Here is a 17618-nt window from a genome sequence, read left to right on the forward strand (position 1 = left end):
TCTTCCAAAGCTGTAAAGATCCCGTCTTCAGTGCGTAGCTTCTTCGCCACGTGTCAAAGAGGCTTCGGTTCCCAAAGAGCCGTCGTCCACGCCTCTTTTGTTGCGTGCCGCGCTCGCGCTTTGGCCCGTGGTCCAGACCATCTACGAGGGTAACGATGGATGTAGGGTTTCTTGTTTTCGGATTGGCGGGCCTGTTGGCGCTGATCTGCTTCATGCCTGCCTTGGCCGGCCGGCTAAGCTTGCCGTATTCGGTGCTCCTAGCCATTGTCGGCTTCGTCCTGGGCATCGTTATTCACGTGCATAGTTGGGCGCCGGCCCTTATGTCCGACTTCCTGGATTCGCTCCAGCATTTTGAAGTTTCGTCTGAAACCTTCCTGTTCGTTTTTCTGCCGGTCCTGCTGTTCGAGACCTCGCTGGCGACCAATGTAAGGCGCTTGCTTGACGATATCGGCCCGATACTCATGATGGCCGTGGTGGCCGTCGTCGTTTGCACCGTGGCGGTGGGCTTCTCCATCAGTGCGGTTTCCGACTACGGCCTGATAGTCTGCCTGATGCTGGGGGCCATTGTCGCCACCACCGACCCTGCGGCGGTCGTGGGCATATTTCGCAATGTGGGCGCGCCCAAGCGCCTGACTACGTTGGTAGAGGGCGAGTCTCTGTTCAACGATGCGGCCTCCATAGCCTTGTACTCGGTCTTGTTGACCATGCTGTACAGCGGCAGCACCGAGGTTTCAGTCAGCGCCATCTTTTCCAGTTTCCTATTCAGCTTCATGGGCGGGGGCGTGGCGGGCTTTCTCATGGGGCGCCTGGCCTGCGGGCTGTTCATATTGCTGCGCGGCTGGCCCATGGCCGAAGTTACGCTGACCGTCGCGCTGGCTTACCTGACCTTCTTCGTATCCGAGCATTACTTTGCCGTGTCGGGCGTCGTCGCCACCGTGGTCGCGGGGCTGGTGGTGGGCTCGTCGGGCCGCACGCGCATGTCGCCGACGACATTCGAGCAGCTCGAGCACTCCTGGGCTCAGTTCGGGTTCTGGGCCAACTCGCTGATTTTCGTGTTTGCGGCCATGCTTATCCCCCGCATGATGACCGATGCAACCTGGGAAGAGGCTTTGCTGGTGGCTTTGCTGTTTGTCGTGACGCTGGGCGCGCGTGCGGTCATGGTGTTCGGCGTGTTGCCGCTTTTGGGCCGAACAGGCCTGGGCACTGGGGTAAGCCGCTCTTACCGCATTGTCATGTGGTGGGGCGGCTTGCGCGGCGCCGTGTCCCTGGCTTTGGCGCTGGCGGTAACCGAACAGCAGAACGTGCCTTACGAAGCGCGCCAGTTCATTGCGGTGGCAACAACAGGCTTTGTCCTGATGACTTTGTTCATCAATGGGGTTACGCTGCGCCCGCTTATACGCCGTCTGCGCCTTAATCAGTTGTCGCCCATTGAGCGCACCATTCGCAACCAGGCCTTGATTGTGGCGCTGGAGGGGCTGCAGGAGAAAACCGACGAGATCGCGCGCAACGAAAATATCGGTGCCGAAGCCAACAGCCGCATCCGCGCGGTTTTCAATACAACGCTGGCCAGCGCCAACGACGGACAGATACGTCAGTTGACTCAGGACGAGCGGGTGGCTGTGGGGCTGGCCATTGTGGCGGCGCGAGAAGAAGAAATGTTCTTCGAGATGCTCAAGACGCAGATCGTCGACTGGCGCATCGCCGAAAACCTGTTGGCGCGCGCCGAACGCATGAGCGATGCGGTGCGGGCCGGCGGGCTGGCCGGGTTTGAAGCCGCCATAGTCACCGACATGCATTATTCGCTTTCCTTCAGAACTGCCCTGCGACTGTACTACCTGTTCGGCATACAGGGCTGGCTGGCCCGCGAAATCGCCAATCGCTTCATGAGCCTCATGAGCAAGCGGTCCGAGGCGCAGCATCTTATCGTCTTCGCCGAGCGCGAGCTGCCTCCATTGCTGGGAAACGAGGCGACCGGCGTGATCGTGCAGGCGCACAGACAGCGGCTGGAGCGGCTGGACGGCGCCTTGCAAGCGCTTAATCTGCAATACCCTTTCGTTTGCGCTGTGGCTGCAAGAGTCTTATCTGGGGCGTACCGCCCGGGTGCTGGAGCGCATGCGTTATCGCGACATGCTTTCGCAATTCCTGATCAGCGGCGAAGTCTATGCCGACTTGATCAAGCAGATCGAGCATCGCTGGGCCTATATCGAAAAGCGCCCCGCCATCGACATCGCCATGAGCGCCGACGACCTGATCAAGCGCGTGCCGGTATTCGAAGGGTTGGCGCCCGAAACCTTGCACGCCATCGCCAAACTGCTCAAGCCCCGCCTGGCGGTTCCCGGCCAAGAAGTCAGCATGCAGGCCGGGCGTTCGCGCGCCATGTATTTTGTGGCGTCGGGCGCCGTGGTGGTCGACTTGCCGGACGGCAGCACCATTGAACTGGGCAGCGGCGAGTTCTTCGGAGAAATTTCCCTCTTCGACGGCTACGACTTCGAAGCGCGCGTCCGGTCGCTCTCGTATAGCCAATTGCTGATGCTGCAAACGCGCGAATTCAATGAAATGCTCGAACGCGACCCCGCGCTGCGCGAAAAAATCGAACTGGTCGCCAAGCAGCGCATGAGGGCGCTGGAAGTCTGGCGCCAGTTCGAGTCGGGCGAACGCCAGCACGAGCCTTTGCCCGATTTATCGCGTCGTCCGCAAGGCTCGCTGGGCGACGGCTGACGCTGTCATGGGGGGGCGGCGAGCGCGCCGCGGCGGCCTTTTGCCGGAGGGGCAGGCGGGCACGGTGCCATTGCGGCAATCACGCCCTTTACGGCCTGCTACAGCAACTGCTTGATGTCGTCGGCAATGGTCTGCGCCGAGGCGTTGCCGGGCAGCAGTATGCGGGCTTCGCCTTGTTGGTCCAGGATATAGAACGACGAGCTGTGGTCCATGGAGTATTCGTCCGGGTTGGGGCCCGGCGCTTTCGCGTAGAAAGCCCGGAACGACTTGGCGGTCTTGGCCAATTGTTCCGGCGACCCCGAAAGCCCTGTAAAGCTGGGGTTGAAGGCCTTGACGTAGCGTCCGATTACCTCGGGGGTGTCGCGTGCGGGGTCGACCGTGATCATGATGGCCTGAACCTTCGAGGCATCGTCCTTAAGCAGCTCCATGGCCTGGGCCAGTTGCGCCAATGCGGTGGGGCAGACATCGGGGCAGTGGGTAAAGCCGAAAAACACAACGGGAATCTTGTTCTTGTAGTCGGCCAGCGTGCGCAGCTTGCCGTCCTGGTCGACCATGGCCATTTCGCTGCCCAAATGCGTGCCGCTGATGTCGCTGCCCTTGATGGCCAGTTTCTTTTCTTTGCCGCAGGCGGCCAGCGTCAATACAGCAGTGGCCGCGGCGGCTGTGAGCAAAGCACGGCGCTTGGGTTCGAACTGAAACATAGTTGAATTCCTAAATGAGGGCTATCCAGTGGTCCAGCAGCAATGCCCCGAAAAGCAAGGAAAGATACAGGATGGAGTAGCGGAACAGCTTGCGCGCCAGCTCGTCGCTGTATTCCTTGTACAGGCACCATGCGTACCACAGGAATAGGCCGCTAAGCACAATGGCCGCCGCAAGATATGGAAAGCCGCTCATGCGCACCATGAAGGGCAGCAGCGTCGCGGCAAACAGCACAATGCTGTAAAGCAGAATGTGCAAGCGGGTGAATTGCTTGCCGTGCGTCACGGGCAGCATGGGCAGGCCGGACTTTTCGTAGTCGTGGTTGCGATACAGGGCCAATGCCCAGAAGTGCGGCGGGGTCCAGATGAAGATGATCAGCACCAGCACCCAGGCCTGGGCCGGCACCGAGTTGGCGATGGTGGCCCAACCCAGCGCGGGCGGCATGGCGCCCGACAGGCCGCCGATGACGATGTTCTGAGGAGTCAGCGGCTTGAGGATGATGGTGTAGATAATGGCGTAGCCAATGAAGGTGGCAAGCGTCAGCCACATGGTCAGCGGATTGACCCAGTTGTACAGTACGACCATGCCCAGCCCGCCCAGCAGCCCTGAAAGCAGAATTACCTGGGTATTGCTGATAGTGCCCCGCGCCGTGGCGCGCCGCGCCGTGCGCAGCATCTTGGCGTCGATTTCCTGCTCGATAAGGCAATTTATCGCAAAAGCCGCCGCCGCCAGCAGCCAGATGCCCAACGTGCCCGCCACCACCAAATGCATATCCGGCAGGCCGGGACTGGCCAGGAACATGCCGATAATGGCGCAAAATACGGCCAGTTGGGTTACGCGCGGTTTGGTCAGCACCAAGTATTGGCGCAAAAGATTGGGTTGCGGGGCGGTAGCGGTAGTCATGTCGGTATTTTAGACCCGTCGGCGCGCGCCAGGCGCACCATGATTGTCACGGTGATAAGAACCAGGCCGGCCGCGCCGCCGTTATGCATGACGGCAATCAGCAGGGGCCACTGGAAAAATATCGTAGTCAGGCCTGTGATCAGTTGCGCCAGCAGCAGTAAAAGCAGTAGCGTTGCTGGTGATTGTAAACCCGGTTCGCCTCGCAGCCGGAATCCCAGCGCGCCCATGTAAACAAATACGACAAAGGCAAAATTGCGATGGGTCCAGTGGATGGCGGTCAGGGCGTATTGCGAAATGGCTTCGCCCGAAGGCAGCAGGCCCAGGCCGCGAATAAGCGAGTAGCCGCCATGGAAATCCATGGGGGGCAGCAGTTCGCCGTGGCAGGTGGGGAAGTCCATGCAGGCCAGCGCCGCGTAGTTGGTACTGACCCAGCCGCCCAGTGCAATCTGGACAAACAGTAAAGCCAGCCCCACGGCGGCCCAGGGCAACAGCGTATGTACCGCGGGATTTGTTGGCGGATGTTCTTTTTCGCGCGCAGCCAGCCAGGTCATCAAGGCCAGCAGGCCCATACCGCCAAGCAAATGCGTCGTGACGATGATAGGCATGAGCTTGTGCGTGACCGTCCAGGCCCCGAAGGCGCCTTGCACGCATACCGCCACCAGCGTAAAGACGGCCAGTTTAGGGGTATTGCCCAATACCGTGCGGTAGCGCCATGCCATGTACACGATGGCAATGATCAGCATGCCCAGCAGTGAACCGGCGTAGCGATGGACCATTTCGATCCATGCCTTGGACAAGCTGACCGCGCCATACGGCATGGCTTCAAGCGCCTGCGCGATATGGTTCGAGGCGCCGAACGGCGTTGCTTTGCCGTAGCAGCCGGGCCAGTCGGGACAGCCCAGGCCGGAATCGGTCAGGCGCACGAAGGCGCCGAACATGATGAGATCCAGCGTTAAAAACCAGGTAAGGAAAACCAGCTTGCGATAGCGGGCCGTGATACGGTCGATCATAATTGCTTAGCCAATGCGCGAGTTGTAGATCAGTTTGCTGATGTCCTTGCGCACTGAAACCGGATCGGAATTCTCGGGGTACTGAATCATCAGGTTGCCCAGCGGGTCGATGATCCACATGGGCTTGGCCAGCGCGGCGGCCGCGCCTTGCGCATCGGCGCCAGGGGTCAGGTAGCCCGCCAGTTTTACCGGGTCCGCGCGCAGAACGATGGTGCCTTTGTAGGCTTCCATGATTTGCTCCGAGATGGGGGCGTCGTCGGTAACCAGCCAGACGCGTGTCAGGCGTTCGACGTTCTTGCCCTGGCTTGCGTGCGAATTGCGCAGGATAAACAGCTTGGTTACGCAGGTTTCGGGGCAGGCGCCCTGGTCGGCTGAAACCAATACCCACTTGCCCTTAAGGCTTTGCAGGTCGAAAGGCTGCCCATCCAGGGTCTTCAGGCCCAGTGTTTCGGCCGCGGGCAGGCTGCGCTGCGGAATTATCAACTGGCCGTAATTGGTATTCCCTTCAGGGCGCAAACCCAGCGCCGGCACGTAGTACGCCAGAAACGCCATGACCACAGGGGCCAGGCAGGCAATCAAGATCCAGATCAGCGGCTTGATGGAGCGCGGCTTGGGCGGGGTAGTGTTGGTGTTGACCACAATCAATCCTTGGGTGTCGACAGTTAAATTCGGTGGTTCAGCGGGCCGGCTGCGTGCGCCGGCGCAAAGCGCGCCAGGCGACTACCAGGGCCGCTATGGCGGCAATACAGGCAAAACCGAACCATTGCAGCGCGTAGCCGCGGTTTTGATCGGAGTCGGTCGAAGGCTGGGGCCATTCCTGGACAAAAGGTTCGGTGTCGCCGTCGGCCCCGCCGGTTTGTTCCAGGACGGCCGGCAGTAATTTTAAGCCAGTCGCGCTTGCCAGGTCTTGCAGAGGAAGATTTTGCACCCGTGGCGGCGTTTTATCGGGCAAAGGAAGCTTGGGCAAGGCGCTGGCCGCCTTGCCGCTCAGGGACCAAAGCTCGAACATCCGGGGTACATGGCTTACTATCTGGCCCTGCACCTGCTGCATGCCTTCGGGGCGGGGCAGCGGGGGCAGGGACTCGCCGGGCAGGATGGGGCGGGGCAGCCAGCCGCGCAGCACCAGCACAGCCGTGCGCGTGGCCGGGTCGATAAGCAGGGGCGTGGCAACCCAGAAGCCGGGCTTTCCCTTGAAATTGCGGTTGTCCAGGAGTACGGTGAAGTCATGCAGCCACACGCCATGGGTTGCGGCTTGGCGCCATTGCACCAGTTCGCCGTCCGGTGTGGCGGCATCCAGCTTCAGCGGCGCCGCCTTGCGCCCGGCCTCGATGGTCTGCATTATGGCATCGCGCTCGGCGGCCCGGCGTAGCTGCCAGTTGCCCATCATTGCGCACGCAACAGCCAGCACGCCAAGCAATGCCAGCGTGATCAACGTGCGTAAAGTGGAGTGTGGTTTGGCCATGTCTGTAAAATTGCGGGTTTTACCGGAGATCGTTAATGCGTATTATCGTCATCCTGGCGTTTCTGGGCATCCTGGCGAGCCTGGCGTCGGCGCTTGTTTATCTAATGCGGGACAAAGGCCGGACCAACCGTACGGTCAACGCATTGACCTGGAGGGTGGGGCTGTCGATTGCCCTGTTCCTGTTTGTGCTGTTCGCACATCACATGGGCTGGATTCAAAGCACCGGCTTTGGGCCGCGTTAGTGTGCTATTTGGTTAATTCGAACGCGCGAACTAACCAAGCAGCACACTTGCCTGGTTGCAAACCATAGTTCTTTACCGGGCAAGGTGGCTGTCGTTGGCGGCAGCCAGAAAAAAGGCCAGCAAGGCCAGCCTTTTGGGTTGCCTGGGCTGGCCTTTCGCATAAGGCATGCAGGCCAGCCTTGGTGGCGTGTTACTCCATTCCTGGATATCGGATGGAATCAGAACCAGTAGACGAACAGGTACAAGCCCAGCCAGACCACGTCGACGAAGTGCCAGTACCATGCCGCGCCTTCAAAGCCGAAATGGCTGTCGGCGGTGAAGTGGCCTTTGATTACACGCAGCAAAATGACGGTCAGGAACGTGGCGCCCAGAATAACGTGGAAGCCATGGAAACCGGTCAGCATGTAGAACAACGAGCCGAAGGCGCCCGAGTCGAAGCGCAGGTTCAGTTCAGTGTAGGCATGATGGTATTCGTAGGCTTGGCAAGCCACGAACGCAAAGCCCAGCAGAACAGTAAGCGCCAGCCAGAATATGGTCTTGCCGCGATTGTTGACGCGTATGGCGTGGTGAGCGACGGTAAGGGTCAGGCCCGAGGTAAGCAGCAATGCGGTGTTGATCGTGGGCAGCCAGAAGGGGCCTACGGTTTGGAACGCATTGACAACGCCTGCTGGTCCCAGATTTGGCCAGGTGCCGGAAAAATTAGGCCATAGCAGCGTCTGGTGGTCCAGGTTGCTGAGCCAGGGCGTGGTGACTTCGCGGGTGTACCACAGCGAACCGAAGAACGCCGCGAAAAACATGACTTCCGAGAAAATGAACCAGGCCATGCTCCAGCGGTACGAGTGATCGACGCGCAGGCTGTTCATGCCGTCTTCGGATTCGCGAATGGCATCGCCGAACCAGAAATACAGCGTGACGAAAAGCGAAAGAATGCCGACCAGGAACATCCAATGGCCGATGTAGATGCTGTTGATCCACAACGCGGCGCCGAGTAGCGTAATAAGCAAAGACACACTGGCGCGAACCGGATGAACCGAGTGGGACGGCACGTAGTAGTAAGGTGCCTCGCTGCCGTGAGCCGAGTGACTTGCACTCATGTTGATCTCCTGAAACGAATTTATTGAACTGTACGATTTTAGTCTGTTTAGACCGCCTGGCCGATGAACCAACGCGCAATCATGACGAGTCCGACGACAAACACTAACGTGGCAATGATAGCCGCAATAATAAGATGAACCGGATTCAGCTTTGCAACGTCTTCCTGGTGTCCTGATTTCTTGCGCACTCCGAAGAACCCCCAGGCAACCGCCTTGAGGGTTTGCAGAAAGCTTAGCTTGCGCTGCGAAAGTTTACGTATGTCGTCGCTCATGGTGACCTCGGTTAATTCAGGACGGCGCTGCCGCGCAGGAAGACCCAGGCCATGATCCCAATGACGATAATGGCCAGGATGATTCCTGTTCTGCGGTTGCGGCGGCGTTGTTCTGGTGTCATGAGCAGCTATTACTTAACAACTGGCGGGACGACGAAAGTATGGAACGGTGCAGGCGAAGGCACTTCCCATTCGAGGCCTTCGGCGCCTTCCCAGGGCTTGGCGGGCGCGGGTTCACCGCGGCCGGCGTAGGCCTTCAGGACGACATACATGAAGATCAGTTGCGACAGACCGAACCAGAATGCGCCTATCGTGGCCACCTGGTGGAAGTCGGTGAACTGTGCGGCATAGTCGGCATAGCGGCGTGGCATACCCGCCAACCCCAGGAAGTGCATGGGGAAGAAGGTAACGTTGAACGAGATCATGGTCGACCAGAAGTGCCATTTACCCAGGCGCTCGTCGTACATGCGGCCAGTCCATTTCGGCAGCCAGTAGTACGCGCCGCCGAACAAGGCGAACAGCGAACCGGCCACCAGCACGTAGTGGAAGTGCGCCACCACGTAATAGGTGTCGTGTACCGCGATGTCGATAGGCGCCAGGGCGACGATAAGGCCGGTGAAGCCGCCAATCGTGAACACGAAGATAAAGCCGATCGCGAACAGCATGGGTGTTTCGAAGGTCATCGAACCGCGCCACATGGTGGCCACCCAGTTGAACACCTTCACCCCGGTGGGGATGGAGATAAGCATGGTGGCGTACATGAAGTACAGCTGGCCGGTGGTGGGCATGCCTGTGGCAAACATGTGGTGGGCCCAGACCAGGAAGGACAGGATGGCAATGGCAGCCACGGCGTACACCATGGATGTATAGCCAAACAGCCTTTTACGTGCAAACGTGGGAACAATGGCCGAGACAATGCCGAAGGCCGGCAAAATCATGATGTAGACCTCGGGGTGCCCGAAGAACCAGAACACGTGCTGGTACAGGACCGGGTCGCCGCCTGCGGCCGCATTGAAGAACGCGGTGCCGAAGTGACGGTCGGTAAGCAGCATGGTTACGGCTGCGGCCAGCACGGGCATGACGGCGATGAGCAGGTAGGCCGTAATAAGCCAGCACCAGCAGAACAGCGACATTCTCATCAGGGTCAGGCCGGGGGCGCGCATGTTCAGGATGGTCACGATGATGTTGATCGCGCCCATGATGGACGAGGCACCCAGGATATGCACACCGAAGATGGCGAAGTCCATGCCGATGCCCATTTGCAGGGACAGCGGTGCGTACATTGTCCAGCCCGAGGCGGTTGCGCCGCCGGGCACGAAGAACGATGCCGTGAACAGAATGGCACCCACGGGCAGCAGCCAGAAGCTGAAGTTGTTCATGCGGGCGAACGCCATGTCGGACGCGCCGATTTGCAGCGGGATCATCCAGTTGGCAAAGCCTACGAAGGCCGGCATGATGGCCCCGAAAATCATGATCAGGCCGTGCATGGTGGTGAACTGGTTGAACAGTTCAGGCTGGAAAAACTGCAGGCCCGGCTCGAAGAGCTCGGTGCGCAGCAGCAAGGCCAGTGTGCCGCCTTCCAGCAGCATCAGGAACGAGAAGATGAGATACATCGTCCCGATATCTTTGTGGTTGGTGGCAAACAGCCAACGCCGCCAACCGTGCGGCATTTCGTGGGCGTGATCATCGTGCCCTTGAGTGGCCGGGACGTGATCGGCAGTAACACTGCTCATGATGGACTCCTTCCTACTTGACCGGGGTGGCGCATGCGGCCAGCCCCGACAAAAACTTGTGAATTTTCTTGACCCGAGCGCTAATCAATTTAGCGCAGCGCGGTGACGTTGGACGGCTGGACGATCGGATCAGGCCCCTTGCCCGCATTGCCCCAGGCATTGCGCGTGTAGGTGATGACCGAAGCGATTTCAACATCGTTCAGTTGGTCGCGGAACGCCGCCATGGCGGTGCCCGGGTGGCCATTCAGCACGGTGAGAATCTGTCCTTTCATGGGGGCGAGCACGTACTTCACGTCGCCATCCAGTGCCGGGAACGTATTGGGCAACCCTTTGCCGTTGGCCTGGTGGCAAGCCACGCAGTTGCTGGCGAAGACTTTTTCGCCGCGAGCCATCAAGTCTTCCTTGGACATGGTCTTGGTGGGGTCGTCGGCAGCGCCGGCCATGGCCTTTTTCTTCTCGGCAGCCCATTTTTCGTAGTCGGCCTGCGATACGACCTTGACGACGATGGGCATGAAGGCATGGTTTTTGCCGCACAGCTCGGCGCACTGACCGCGGTAGGTGCCGATTTTTTCAGCACGGAACCAGGTGTCGCGCAGGAAGCCGGGCACTGCGTCTTGCTTGACGCCGAAGTCGGGAACCATCCATGCGTGGATGACGTCCGCGGCGGTCAGGACAATACGCACTTTCTTGTCGACGGGCACAACCAGTTCGTTGTCCACTTCCATAAGGTAGAACTGGCCGCGCGGCTCGGCGCCGGTGATCTGTTCATTCGGAGTGGACAGGGTCGAGATGAAATTGACGCCCGCAGCCGGCCCGTCAATGTACTCGTAGCCCCATTTCCATTGGTAGCCGGTAACTTTGACGGTCAGGTCGGAACTGGACGTGTCCTTCATTGCGACCACGGTGCGCGTGGCCGGCAAGGCCATGCCAATAACGATAAGGAAGGGGATGATGGTCCACGCCACCTCGATGCCCAAATGCTCGTGGAACTTGGACGCGACTGCCCCGCGCGACTTGCGGTGCCGGATGATGGAATACAGCATTACCCCGAACACGCCAATAAAAATGACGGTACAGATAATGAGTATCATCCAATGCAGCCACATAATGTCGTGGGCGATTGGTGTGACTCCTTGGGGGAGATTTAGCTGATTGACTTTTGGGCCACCGGGCATATCTTGTACTTGCGCCCCGACGGCGCTTGCAAAGAGCAATGAGCCAGTCCCCAATACCCCTCTCAACTTCTTCATGCTGACCTCGAAATACGGTGCGACTTCACCAAAAATTGACTTTAATCGCAAGGCGACTAAGAAAACTTTGGAGAATACACAATGTGATTGGACGGCAGGCTTAAAACGACAAGTGCCTCAAACTACCTGCTCGAGTTAATGACTAAGAGACCGCAGAATTATAACGAACATGCAACTTCAGTGGGTTAATAACTATTCCGCGAGCCTTGGTGCTTCAGTGTAACGCCGCGCGATTGCTTTCTCTTTACTTTACAATCGCGCCATGAAGTCCGCCCATGATCCCGCATTGCTTGGCGCCATAGACAAGCGTTATCAACAACTTATAGCCCGCGCTCAGCAGCTTCCGCCCTTGGGTTCGCGGCCTCTCACGGTGTCCGGACGGGTCTCCGGCTGGATCACGGCCAAGGCCACGAAGGCGCTTGCAGGGGCGCCCGGCGTCGACCTCGAGCCCGAAGCCGTGCATGTCGGCCCCGTCACTTCGAAGCGTTTATCCCTGAATAAAGTCCTTGAAAACCTTGCGCAGATTCTGCGCGATGCCGGCTGTCTGCGCGGCTGGCGCGGCGAGTTGCTGGACGTGGTGGGCGAAGGGCGGCGCCTGGGGGTTATCGAGCGCGCCGCATTGCGCCCCTTGGGGCTGCTTACCACGGCCGTGCATCTTAATGCGTGGACGCCGGATGGCCGGCTTTGGGTTGCACGGCGCGCGCTCACCAAGTCCACCGACCCTGGCATGTGGGATACCCTGGTGGGCGGCCTGGCAGTGGCTGGCGAAGGCCTTGACGACTCGTTGTTGCGTGAAAGCAATGAAGAAGCGGGGTTGACGCCGGCGGATATGGCCGCGCGCTCAGCGCTGCACACCATTTTACGTATGCATCGGCGCTTGCCTGAAGGCTATCAGGTCGAAAATCTGTTGGTCAGCGAGTGTGTGCTGGACGACAAGGTCGTGCCGGCCAACAAGGACGGCGAAGTCAGTGAAATAACCAACGTGTCCGTCGGCGAGGCGTGGGAATTGGCGCACACAGGGCAGTTCACGCTTGAAGCGGAACTGGTCGTGCTTGATTGCCTGCTTAGGCGTGCCCAAGGGCCTGATGCCAGTCTTCCAGCGCTTGCCGCGCGGCGGGCGGCAGGGCGCTGAGTTCGATGGCGGGCTGGCCATTGAAAATCATAAGCGCGTACGGCTCCGCCAACGCGCCGGCCTGCGGGCACAGGCGCATTTCCTCGCCTTGCGAGGGCGAGCGCGTTCGCCAATAGTTAATGGCGGCTTCCATCTGGGCGAGCGTATAAGAGTTTTGCATGGCGATTAGACGGTAAGGCGAAGTTCAGTTTAAGCTTACACCATCATTCGCGAGATTTTGTTCCTCACTCTTATACTTACCATCGGAGCCAACATGACGACGCAAAACACGAATCCCTTTGTCTTGCCCGGTTTTGGACAGGGCGGCGAGATGGGGCAGAATCCGATATTGACCAGCATGGAAATGATGCGCCAGGCTTGGCAAGGCCTGGCGGGCTCGGGCGCGCTCTCGCCCCAAAGTCTGGGCCTGCCCATGGACATCGACGAGCTGGATAAGCGCATTGCCGATATGCGGGCGGTCGAAAATTGGCTGCGCATGAGCTCCACCATGTTGGCCAGCACCATTCAAGGTCTGGAAGTCCAGCGTGCAACCATTGCAACGCTCAAAGCCTTTGTCGCAACGTCGGCTCCGGAAGAGGGCGGCGCGGGCAATCCCTCGCCGCTGGAAGTGGCGCTGGGAATCAAGCCATCGGGGCAGGCCAAGATCAAGACCATGCATGACACGGACGAGTCCGCCGCCCATGCCAAGGAGCCCCTGCCCGGCATAGAGCACGGCGATCCCGCCCAAGGCTGGTGGAATATGCTGCAAAACCAGTTCAATACCCTGGCCGCGGCCACCATGCAGGGCGCCGAAGCCGTGCAGGCCGCCGCTGCGCCTTTGGCCGAGCAGGCGGCCCAGGCGGTTGCCGCGGCCGGAAGCGCCGCCAGGCCCGCCGAATCTGCCGTAAAATCGCCAGTGGCAAAGAAGGCCGTGAAGCGCGCCGCGCCGGCATCCAAAGCCGCGCCCCGCAAAAGCCGTACGGCCGCCAAAACGCGCTCATCGTAGCAGCGGGCGACACCACGTCAAGGCATGGCGGTGCGGTCCGCCTTTTCAGATCTACCGCACGGGTATGGCGACGGGACGGTTCCCGTCGTTTCTTTCTCTCTAATTAGATAAACGATTCAAATGCTGAATATTGTGATTTTGGCGGCTGGTCTGGGCAAGCGCATGCAGTCCGACTTGCCCAAAGTGCTGCACCCTATTGCCGGCAAGCCCATGCTGGCTCATGTATTGGACAATGCCCAGCAGTTGCAGCCCGATCGCGTGGTGGTCGTTGTCGGCCATGGCGCCGAGCATGTGCAGGAGGCTTTTTCCCATTACGACGGCCTGCAATTCGTCTTGCAAAGCCCGCAACAGGGCACCGGGCATGCCGTGCAGCAGGCTGTGCCGGAATTGCTTGAAGGCAGCGCCGACGACGCCACGCTGGTGTTGTATGGCGACGTGCCCATGGTGCAACCCAAGACATTAAGCCGCTTGCTGCAGGCCCGGGCCGGTGGCATGGCCGTACTGACCGAGACCTTGGCCGACCCGTCCGGCTATGGCCGCATCGTGCGCAACGACAAGGGTCACGTCGTGCGCATTGTCGAGCACAAAGATGCCAGCGACACCGAGCGCGAAATCGCCGAGGTCAATACCGGCATTCTGGTTGCGCCTACGTCCCGCCTTAAAGATTGGCTGGCGCGCATCGACAACAACAATGCCCAGGGCGAATACTATCTGACCGACGTGGTGGGCCTGGCTGTCAAGGACGGCGTGCCGGTCAATGCGGCGCAAGCCGATGCAGGTTGGGAAACCCTGGGCGTCAACAGCCGTGTGCAGCAGGCGCAGCTGGAACGCATCTGGCAGGGCGAACTGGCGCGCCGCCAGCTTGAGCTGGGCGTGACTCTGGCAGATCCGGCGCGGTTCGATCTGCGCGGAGTCCTTGAATGCGGCCGCGACGTATTCATCGATGCCGGCTGCGTATTCGAAGGCCGGGTCGAGCTGGCCGATGGCGTGCGCGTTGGGCCGCATTGCGTCGTAAAAGATGCGCGCATTGGCGCCGGTACGCATATCGAAGCGTTCAGCCACATCCAGGACGCGGTGGTGGGCGAGGGCGCGCGCATTGGCCCGTACGCACGCTTGCGTCCCGGCGCCGATATCGGCGACCAGGCGCATGTGGGCAATTTCGTTGAAATCAAGAAAAGCCGGCTGGGCAAGGGCGCCAAAGCCAACCACCTGGCCTATATCGGCGATGCCCGGATCGGAGCGCGGGTGAATATCGGCGCGGGCACCATTACGTGCAACTACGACGGCGTGAACAAATTCCAGACGATTATCGAGGACGACGCCTTCATCGGCTCGGACTCGCAATTGGTGGCGCCTGTTACTGTAGGCCGCGGTGCGACTCTTGGCGCGGGCACGACACTGACCAAAGACGCGCCAGCCGGTCAACTGACTATTTCGCGCACAGTTCAGAAGACCATTACCGGCTGGACGCGCCCCATCAAGAAAAAATAGCGTGCAGACGACCCAGCCCGCCTCCAGCGCAAAAGCTTCGATGCCCGACGGGCTTGAGGTGCCGCGGCGCCATTGGGCGGTTGCCACCCTGATGGTGGTTCTGACCGTGGCATCGCTGGATGCCACGATGGTCAATGTGGCTTTGCCGGCTATCGCCAAAGACCTGCACATTGCGCCGGGCCTGGTCATGTGGGTGATGATCGCCAATAGTCTGACGGTGGTCATAACCCTATTGCCGTTTTCCGCTGTCGCCGAGCGCGTCGGGTTTCGCCGTGTGTTCGCGCTGGGGCTTACTGTATTCATGCTTGGGGCGGTGGCTTGCGCTTTGGCTTCATCGTTTCCAGTGCTGCTGACTGCGCGGATCGTACAGGGCCTTGGTTCGTCGATGTTGATGTGCCTGTTCGGCGGGCTGCTGCGCAATATCTACCCCATGAACAAACTGGGTTTTGGCATCAGCCTGAACTCTTTGATGGTAGGTTCGATGGCGGTTCTAGGGCCGACCATAGGGGCATTTGTTCTGCAGGTTTCGTCCTGGCCCTGGATATTCGCGATCCACGTGCCCTTGTGCATCTTGTCGTACTTTGGCATTCGTTTCCTGCCCGAAGGGCCCCGCAGCAAGCATCGCTTCGATTGGTGGGCTTGCCTGCTTAGCATGCTTATGTTTGGGCTGGCTATTATTGGGCTGGATACCTTGACCGACGCGCCTTTGAAGGCGTTGGGCAGCTTGTTGGTTGCGGGGCTGGCGGCAGTTGTTCTGGTTCATCGTTCGCGCAGCCAGACCGCGCCCATGGTGCCTGTGGACTTACTGCGCATTACGCCGGTGGCTTATGCCGTGGCTGCGTCTTGCTGTTCGTTCGCCTCGGCAATGGCCGCATTTGTGGCGCTGCCTTTCTATTTTCTGAATGTCCTGGGGTATTCATACGCCGACGTCGGCATCTTGCTTGGGGCCTGGTCGGTAGGTACGGCAGTCATGGCGCCGGTTGCCGGCCGTCTGGCCGACAAGCATCAGGTTTCGGTGCTGTGCGGCATTGGGGCCGCCTGCACTACCGTGGGCTTGTTGTGGGTTGTTTTGATGCCGCAAGATACCGGTTTTGTCTGGGTTGGCGCTTCCATGCTGCTTGGCGGCGTGGGATTCGGCTTTTTTCAAAGCCCCAATAACCGCGCAATGTTGCTGGGGGCTCCGCGCAAGCGCAGCGGTGCGGCGGGCGGGCTGCAGGCCACGACACGGGTTTTCGGCCAGGGCCTGGGCACCGCACTGACCGCCCTGGCTTTTCACGCCAGCACCACTCATGGCGCCGTGCTGGGCATCATGGTGGGCGTCATGCTGGCAGTGGCTGCGCTGGCCATCAATGTCGTGCGTTATTTCAGTCCTGTCCCGGATACGGAGCTTTAGGTCGCCATGCGTATCCTGCAATTGAATATCGAACGAGGCTGGCGCGGCGGCGAACGCCAGACCTTGCTGTGCATGCAGCAGTTCCGAGGCGCGCGGCATCAAGTGGAATTGGTGGCGCGCCGGGGCGAAGCCTTGGCCAAAGCCGCCGCGGCTGAAGGCTTCAAGGTCCACGAGGTGGGCGGGGCGGGCGGCTTGCTGCTTTTCTTGTTGTGCCACGGGCGCCGCTTTAACGTGTTGCATGCGCAAACCGCCAATACGCTTACCTGGCTGGCCGTGCTTAAAGTCTGTTTGCGCCGACCGGTCGTGTTTACGCGCCGCACGGCGTTTACCGTGCCGCCCAAGCGTTTGCGTAAAACCCTTTGGAAGTGGCGGCAGGCCGACGCTTTCGTCGCGATCAGCGCGGCAGCTGCAGCCCAGCCACGCAGCCTGGGCCTGGCGGTTACGCTAATTCCTAGCGCGGTAGTTCAGCGGCCTGTCGACTTGCAGCATGCAAGCACCTTTGCACAAACGCAGGCTTTACAAGGTAAGCGCGTCATTGCCACCGCAGCCGCCATGAGTCGAGAAAAAGACCCCTGCACTTTGATCCGGGCTATCGATATTTTGCGCCGTACGCGTGACGACTTCGTGTTCCTGCATCTTGGGGCTGGTGGCGATGTTCAAGCTCAGGCGCATTCGTTGGTGCAAGAGCTGGGCCTTGCGCAGCACTATGTTTTTGCAGGCTTTCAAGAACAGGTTGAAGACCTGTACCGCTTGATGGATGTGTTCGTCTTGAGCTCGCGCGAAGAGGCCTTGGGCAGCAGCGTGCTGGACGCCTTTCTGTACGGCGTTCCCGTCGTGGCTACCGCGGCTGGCGGCTTGCCCGAACTGCTGGCTGAGGGGCGAGGTTTACTGTGCAAGGTGGGTGATGCGCAAGGCCTGGCCGAGGCGATGGCGCGGGTATTGGACGACACCGAGTTGTGCAAAGACATGACCGCCAAGGCGCAGGCTTATGTACTGCGCGAACACGACGCCGCAGGCATGGCGCGGCGCTATCTTGATGTGTATGCGCGGCTTGGCGCCATGGCGGGCGACTAGTTCCGAGTTTCCAGAGGGTTGGCACAATGCCACTTTCGCTGGCTAGAGACGGCCACGTTTGGCCATCCGGCCCAGCAGATTGAGCACGCGGCGCGCGTCTCCGGGACGCCAGCGCGGCCTGGGCGTGTGAGGCGTCATCCGCATGATCGCAAGGATTCAC

17 protein-coding genes and 1 pseudogene are annotated in these 17618 nt (G+C 60.0%); 7 read left to right on the forward strand and 11 right to left on the reverse strand.

Translation table 11 applies throughout. The features are described from left to right. Nucleotides 1–155 precede the first annotated feature (155 nt). Nucleotides 156–2718: pseudogene (locus tag DFR37_RS19250) on the forward strand (cation:proton antiporter). Between the two features lie 98 nt (nucleotides 2719–2816). On the opposite strand, the gene DFR37_RS19255 reads toward DFR37_RS19250, so the two are convergent. The 5 genes from DFR37_RS19255 to DFR37_RS19275 all read right to left on the reverse strand — a co-directional run bounded on the left by DFR37_RS19255 (nucleotide 2817) and on the right by DFR37_RS19275 (nucleotide 6792). Further along, nucleotides 2817–3419, reverse strand: a complete 603-nt coding sequence (locus DFR37_RS19255) for an SCO family protein (RefSeq protein ID WP_113934813.1) — start codon at nucleotides 3417–3419, stop codon at nucleotides 2817–2819. A 10-nt stretch (nucleotides 3420–3429) separates the two neighbouring features. Continuing rightward, complete coding sequence (gene cyoE / locus DFR37_RS19260) at nucleotides 3430–4320, reverse strand: heme o synthase (RefSeq protein ID WP_113934814.1); 891 nt, start codon at nucleotides 4318–4320, stop codon at nucleotides 3430–3432. Beyond that, nucleotides 4317–5327: a COX15/CtaA family protein gene (locus DFR37_RS19265; RefSeq protein WP_113934841.1), complete on the reverse strand. Its 1011-nt coding sequence runs from the start codon at nucleotides 5325–5327 to the stop codon at nucleotides 4317–4319. Before DFR37_RS19265 ends, cyoE begins: the two co-directional genes overlap by 4 nt. A 9-nt stretch (nucleotides 5328–5336) precedes the next feature. Then, nucleotides 5337–5882, reverse strand: coding sequence for an SCO family protein (locus tag DFR37_RS19270; RefSeq protein ID WP_242341739.1), 546 nt, complete (start codon nucleotides 5880–5882; stop codon nucleotides 5337–5339). 124 nt (nucleotides 5883–6006) lie between these two features. Further along, on the reverse strand, nucleotides 6007–6792 hold the full coding sequence (locus DFR37_RS19275) for an SURF1 family protein (RefSeq protein WP_113934815.1): 786 nt from the start codon (nucleotides 6790–6792) through the stop codon (nucleotides 6007–6009). A gap of 35 nt (nucleotides 6793–6827) precedes the next feature. Between DFR37_RS19275 and DFR37_RS19280 the strand changes: the two genes are divergently transcribed. Next, nucleotides 6828–7034 carry a twin transmembrane helix small protein gene (locus tag DFR37_RS19280; protein WP_113934816.1) on the forward strand — a complete coding sequence of 69 codons (207 nt, stop codon included), beginning with the start codon at nucleotides 6828–6830 and terminating at the stop codon, nucleotides 7032–7034. Between the two features lie 218 nt (nucleotides 7035–7252). Here DFR37_RS19280 and DFR37_RS19285 read toward each other — a convergent pair whose 3' ends face one another. The 5 genes from DFR37_RS19285 to coxB all read right to left on the reverse strand — a co-directional run bounded on the left by DFR37_RS19285 (nucleotide 7253) and on the right by coxB (nucleotide 11383). Then, the gene (locus DFR37_RS19285; protein ID WP_113934817.1) at nucleotides 7253–8128 is read right to left on the reverse strand and encodes a cytochrome c oxidase subunit 3; all 876 of its coding nucleotides are present in this window, start codon (nucleotides 8126–8128) and stop codon (nucleotides 7253–7255) included. A 47-nt stretch (nucleotides 8129–8175) separates the two neighbouring features. Next, complete coding sequence (locus DFR37_RS19290; RefSeq protein ID WP_113934818.1) at nucleotides 8176–8400, reverse strand: DUF2970 domain-containing protein; 225 nt, start codon at nucleotides 8398–8400, stop codon at nucleotides 8176–8178. 11 nt (nucleotides 8401–8411) lie between these two features. Further along, nucleotides 8412–8522 carry a cytochrome oxidase small assembly protein gene (locus DFR37_RS23165; protein ID WP_211317288.1) on the reverse strand — a complete coding sequence of 37 codons (111 nt, stop codon included), beginning with the start codon at nucleotides 8520–8522 and terminating at the stop codon, nucleotides 8412–8414. Between the two features lie 9 nt (nucleotides 8523–8531). Beyond that, nucleotides 8532–10133, reverse strand: coding sequence for a cytochrome c oxidase subunit I (gene ctaD, locus DFR37_RS19295; protein ID WP_113934819.1), 1602 nt, complete (start codon nucleotides 10131–10133; stop codon nucleotides 8532–8534). Between the two features lie 89 nt (nucleotides 10134–10222). Beyond that, nucleotides 10223–11383, reverse strand: coding sequence for a cytochrome c oxidase subunit II (coxB, locus tag DFR37_RS19300; protein ID WP_113934820.1), 1161 nt, complete (start codon nucleotides 11381–11383; stop codon nucleotides 10223–10225). Between the two features lie 262 nt (nucleotides 11384–11645). Between coxB and DFR37_RS19305 the strand changes: the two genes are divergently transcribed. Then, entirely contained in the window at nucleotides 11646–12515 is an 870-nt protein-coding gene (locus tag DFR37_RS19305; protein ID WP_113934821.1) for an NUDIX hydrolase, read from the forward strand. Here DFR37_RS19305 and DFR37_RS19310 read toward each other — a convergent pair. Further along, nucleotides 12448–12675 carry a DUF3717 domain-containing protein gene (locus tag DFR37_RS19310; protein ID WP_113934822.1) on the reverse strand — a complete coding sequence of 76 codons (228 nt, stop codon included), beginning with the start codon at nucleotides 12673–12675 and terminating at the stop codon, nucleotides 12448–12450. The genes DFR37_RS19305 and DFR37_RS19310 overlap by 68 nt on opposite strands. A gap of 93 nt (nucleotides 12676–12768) precedes the next feature. Here DFR37_RS19310 and DFR37_RS19315 point away from each other — a divergent pair, with 93 nt between their 5' ends. The 4 genes from DFR37_RS19315 to DFR37_RS19330 all read left to right on the forward strand — a co-directional run bounded on the left by DFR37_RS19315 (nucleotide 12769) and on the right by DFR37_RS19330 (nucleotide 17458). After that, the gene (locus tag DFR37_RS19315; protein WP_113934823.1) at nucleotides 12769–13500 is read left to right on the forward strand and encodes a PhaM family polyhydroxyalkanoate granule multifunctional regulatory protein; all 732 of its coding nucleotides are present in this window, start codon (nucleotides 12769–12771) and stop codon (nucleotides 13498–13500) included. 120 nt (nucleotides 13501–13620) lie between these two features. Next, nucleotides 13621–14991: a bifunctional UDP-N-acetylglucosamine diphosphorylase/glucosamine-1-phosphate N-acetyltransferase GlmU gene (gene glmU / locus DFR37_RS19320; RefSeq protein ID WP_113934824.1), complete on the forward strand. Its 1371-nt coding sequence runs from the start codon at nucleotides 13621–13623 to the stop codon at nucleotides 14989–14991. Nucleotides 14992–15031: 40 nt separating this feature from the next. After that, on the forward strand, nucleotides 15032–16384 hold the full coding sequence (locus DFR37_RS19325; RefSeq protein ID WP_113934843.1) for an MFS transporter: 1353 nt from the start codon (nucleotides 15032–15034) through the stop codon (nucleotides 16382–16384). Nucleotides 16385–16390: 6 nt separating this feature from the next. Beyond that, nucleotides 16391–17458 (forward strand): glycosyltransferase family 4 protein, encoded by a 1068-nt coding sequence (locus DFR37_RS19330; protein ID WP_113934825.1) that lies wholly within the window; start codon nucleotides 16391–16393, stop codon nucleotides 17456–17458. The last annotated feature ends 160 nt before the right edge of the window (nucleotides 17459–17618 follow it).

Origin of the sequence: Eoetvoesiella caeni (assembly GCF_003315175.1) — a bacterium.
Classification (GTDB): domain Bacteria; phylum Pseudomonadota; class Gammaproteobacteria; order Burkholderiales; family Burkholderiaceae_B; genus Eoetvoesia; species Eoetvoesia caeni.

Coding starts and splice junctions, on each gene's coding strand:
- DFR37_RS19275 (WP_113934815.1), bottom strand. CDS start 6,792: ATGGCCAAACCACACTCCACTTTACGCACGTTGATCACGCTGGCATTG.
- DFR37_RS19290 (WP_113934818.1), bottom strand. CDS start 8,400: ATGAGCGACGACATACGTAAACTTTCGCAGCGCAAGCTAAGCTTTCTG.
- coxB (WP_113934820.1), bottom strand. CDS start 11,383: ATGAAGAAGTTGAGAGGGGTATTGGGGACTGGCTCATTGCTCTTTGCA.
- cyoE (WP_113934814.1), bottom strand. CDS start 4,320: ATGACTACCGCTACCGCCCCGCAACCCAATCTTTTGCGCCAATACTTG.
- DFR37_RS19330 (WP_113934825.1), top strand. CDS start 16,391: ATGCGTATCCTGCAATTGAATATCGAACGAGGCTGGCGCGGCGGCGAA.
- glmU (WP_113934824.1), top strand. CDS start 13,621: ATGCTGAATATTGTGATTTTGGCGGCTGGTCTGGGCAAGCGCATGCAG.
- DFR37_RS19280 (WP_113934816.1), top strand. CDS start 6,828: ATGCGTATTATCGTCATCCTGGCGTTTCTGGGCATCCTGGCGAGCCTG.
- DFR37_RS23165 (WP_211317288.1), bottom strand. CDS start 8,522: ATGACACCAGAACAACGCCGCCGCAACCGCAGAACAGGAATCATCCTG.
- DFR37_RS19305 (WP_113934821.1), top strand. CDS start 11,646: ATGAAGTCCGCCCATGATCCCGCATTGCTTGGCGCCATAGACAAGCGT.
- DFR37_RS19255 (WP_113934813.1), bottom strand. CDS start 3,419: ATGTTTCAGTTCGAACCCAAGCGCCGTGCTTTGCTCACAGCCGCCGCG.
- DFR37_RS19270 (WP_242341739.1), bottom strand. CDS start 5,882: ATGGCGTTTCTGGCGTACTACGTGCCGGCGCTGGGTTTGCGCCCTGAA.
- DFR37_RS19310 (WP_113934822.1), bottom strand. CDS start 12,675: ATGCAAAACTCTTATACGCTCGCCCAGATGGAAGCCGCCATTAACTAT.
- DFR37_RS19285 (WP_113934817.1), bottom strand. CDS start 8,128: ATGAGTGCAAGTCACTCGGCTCACGGCAGCGAGGCACCTTACTACTAC.
- DFR37_RS19325 (WP_113934843.1), top strand. CDS start 15,032: ATGCCCGACGGGCTTGAGGTGCCGCGGCGCCATTGGGCGGTTGCCACC.
- ctaD (WP_113934819.1), bottom strand. CDS start 10,133: ATGAGCAGTGTTACTGCCGATCACGTCCCGGCCACTCAAGGGCACGAT.
- DFR37_RS19315 (WP_113934823.1), top strand. CDS start 12,769: ATGACGACGCAAAACACGAATCCCTTTGTCTTGCCCGGTTTTGGACAG.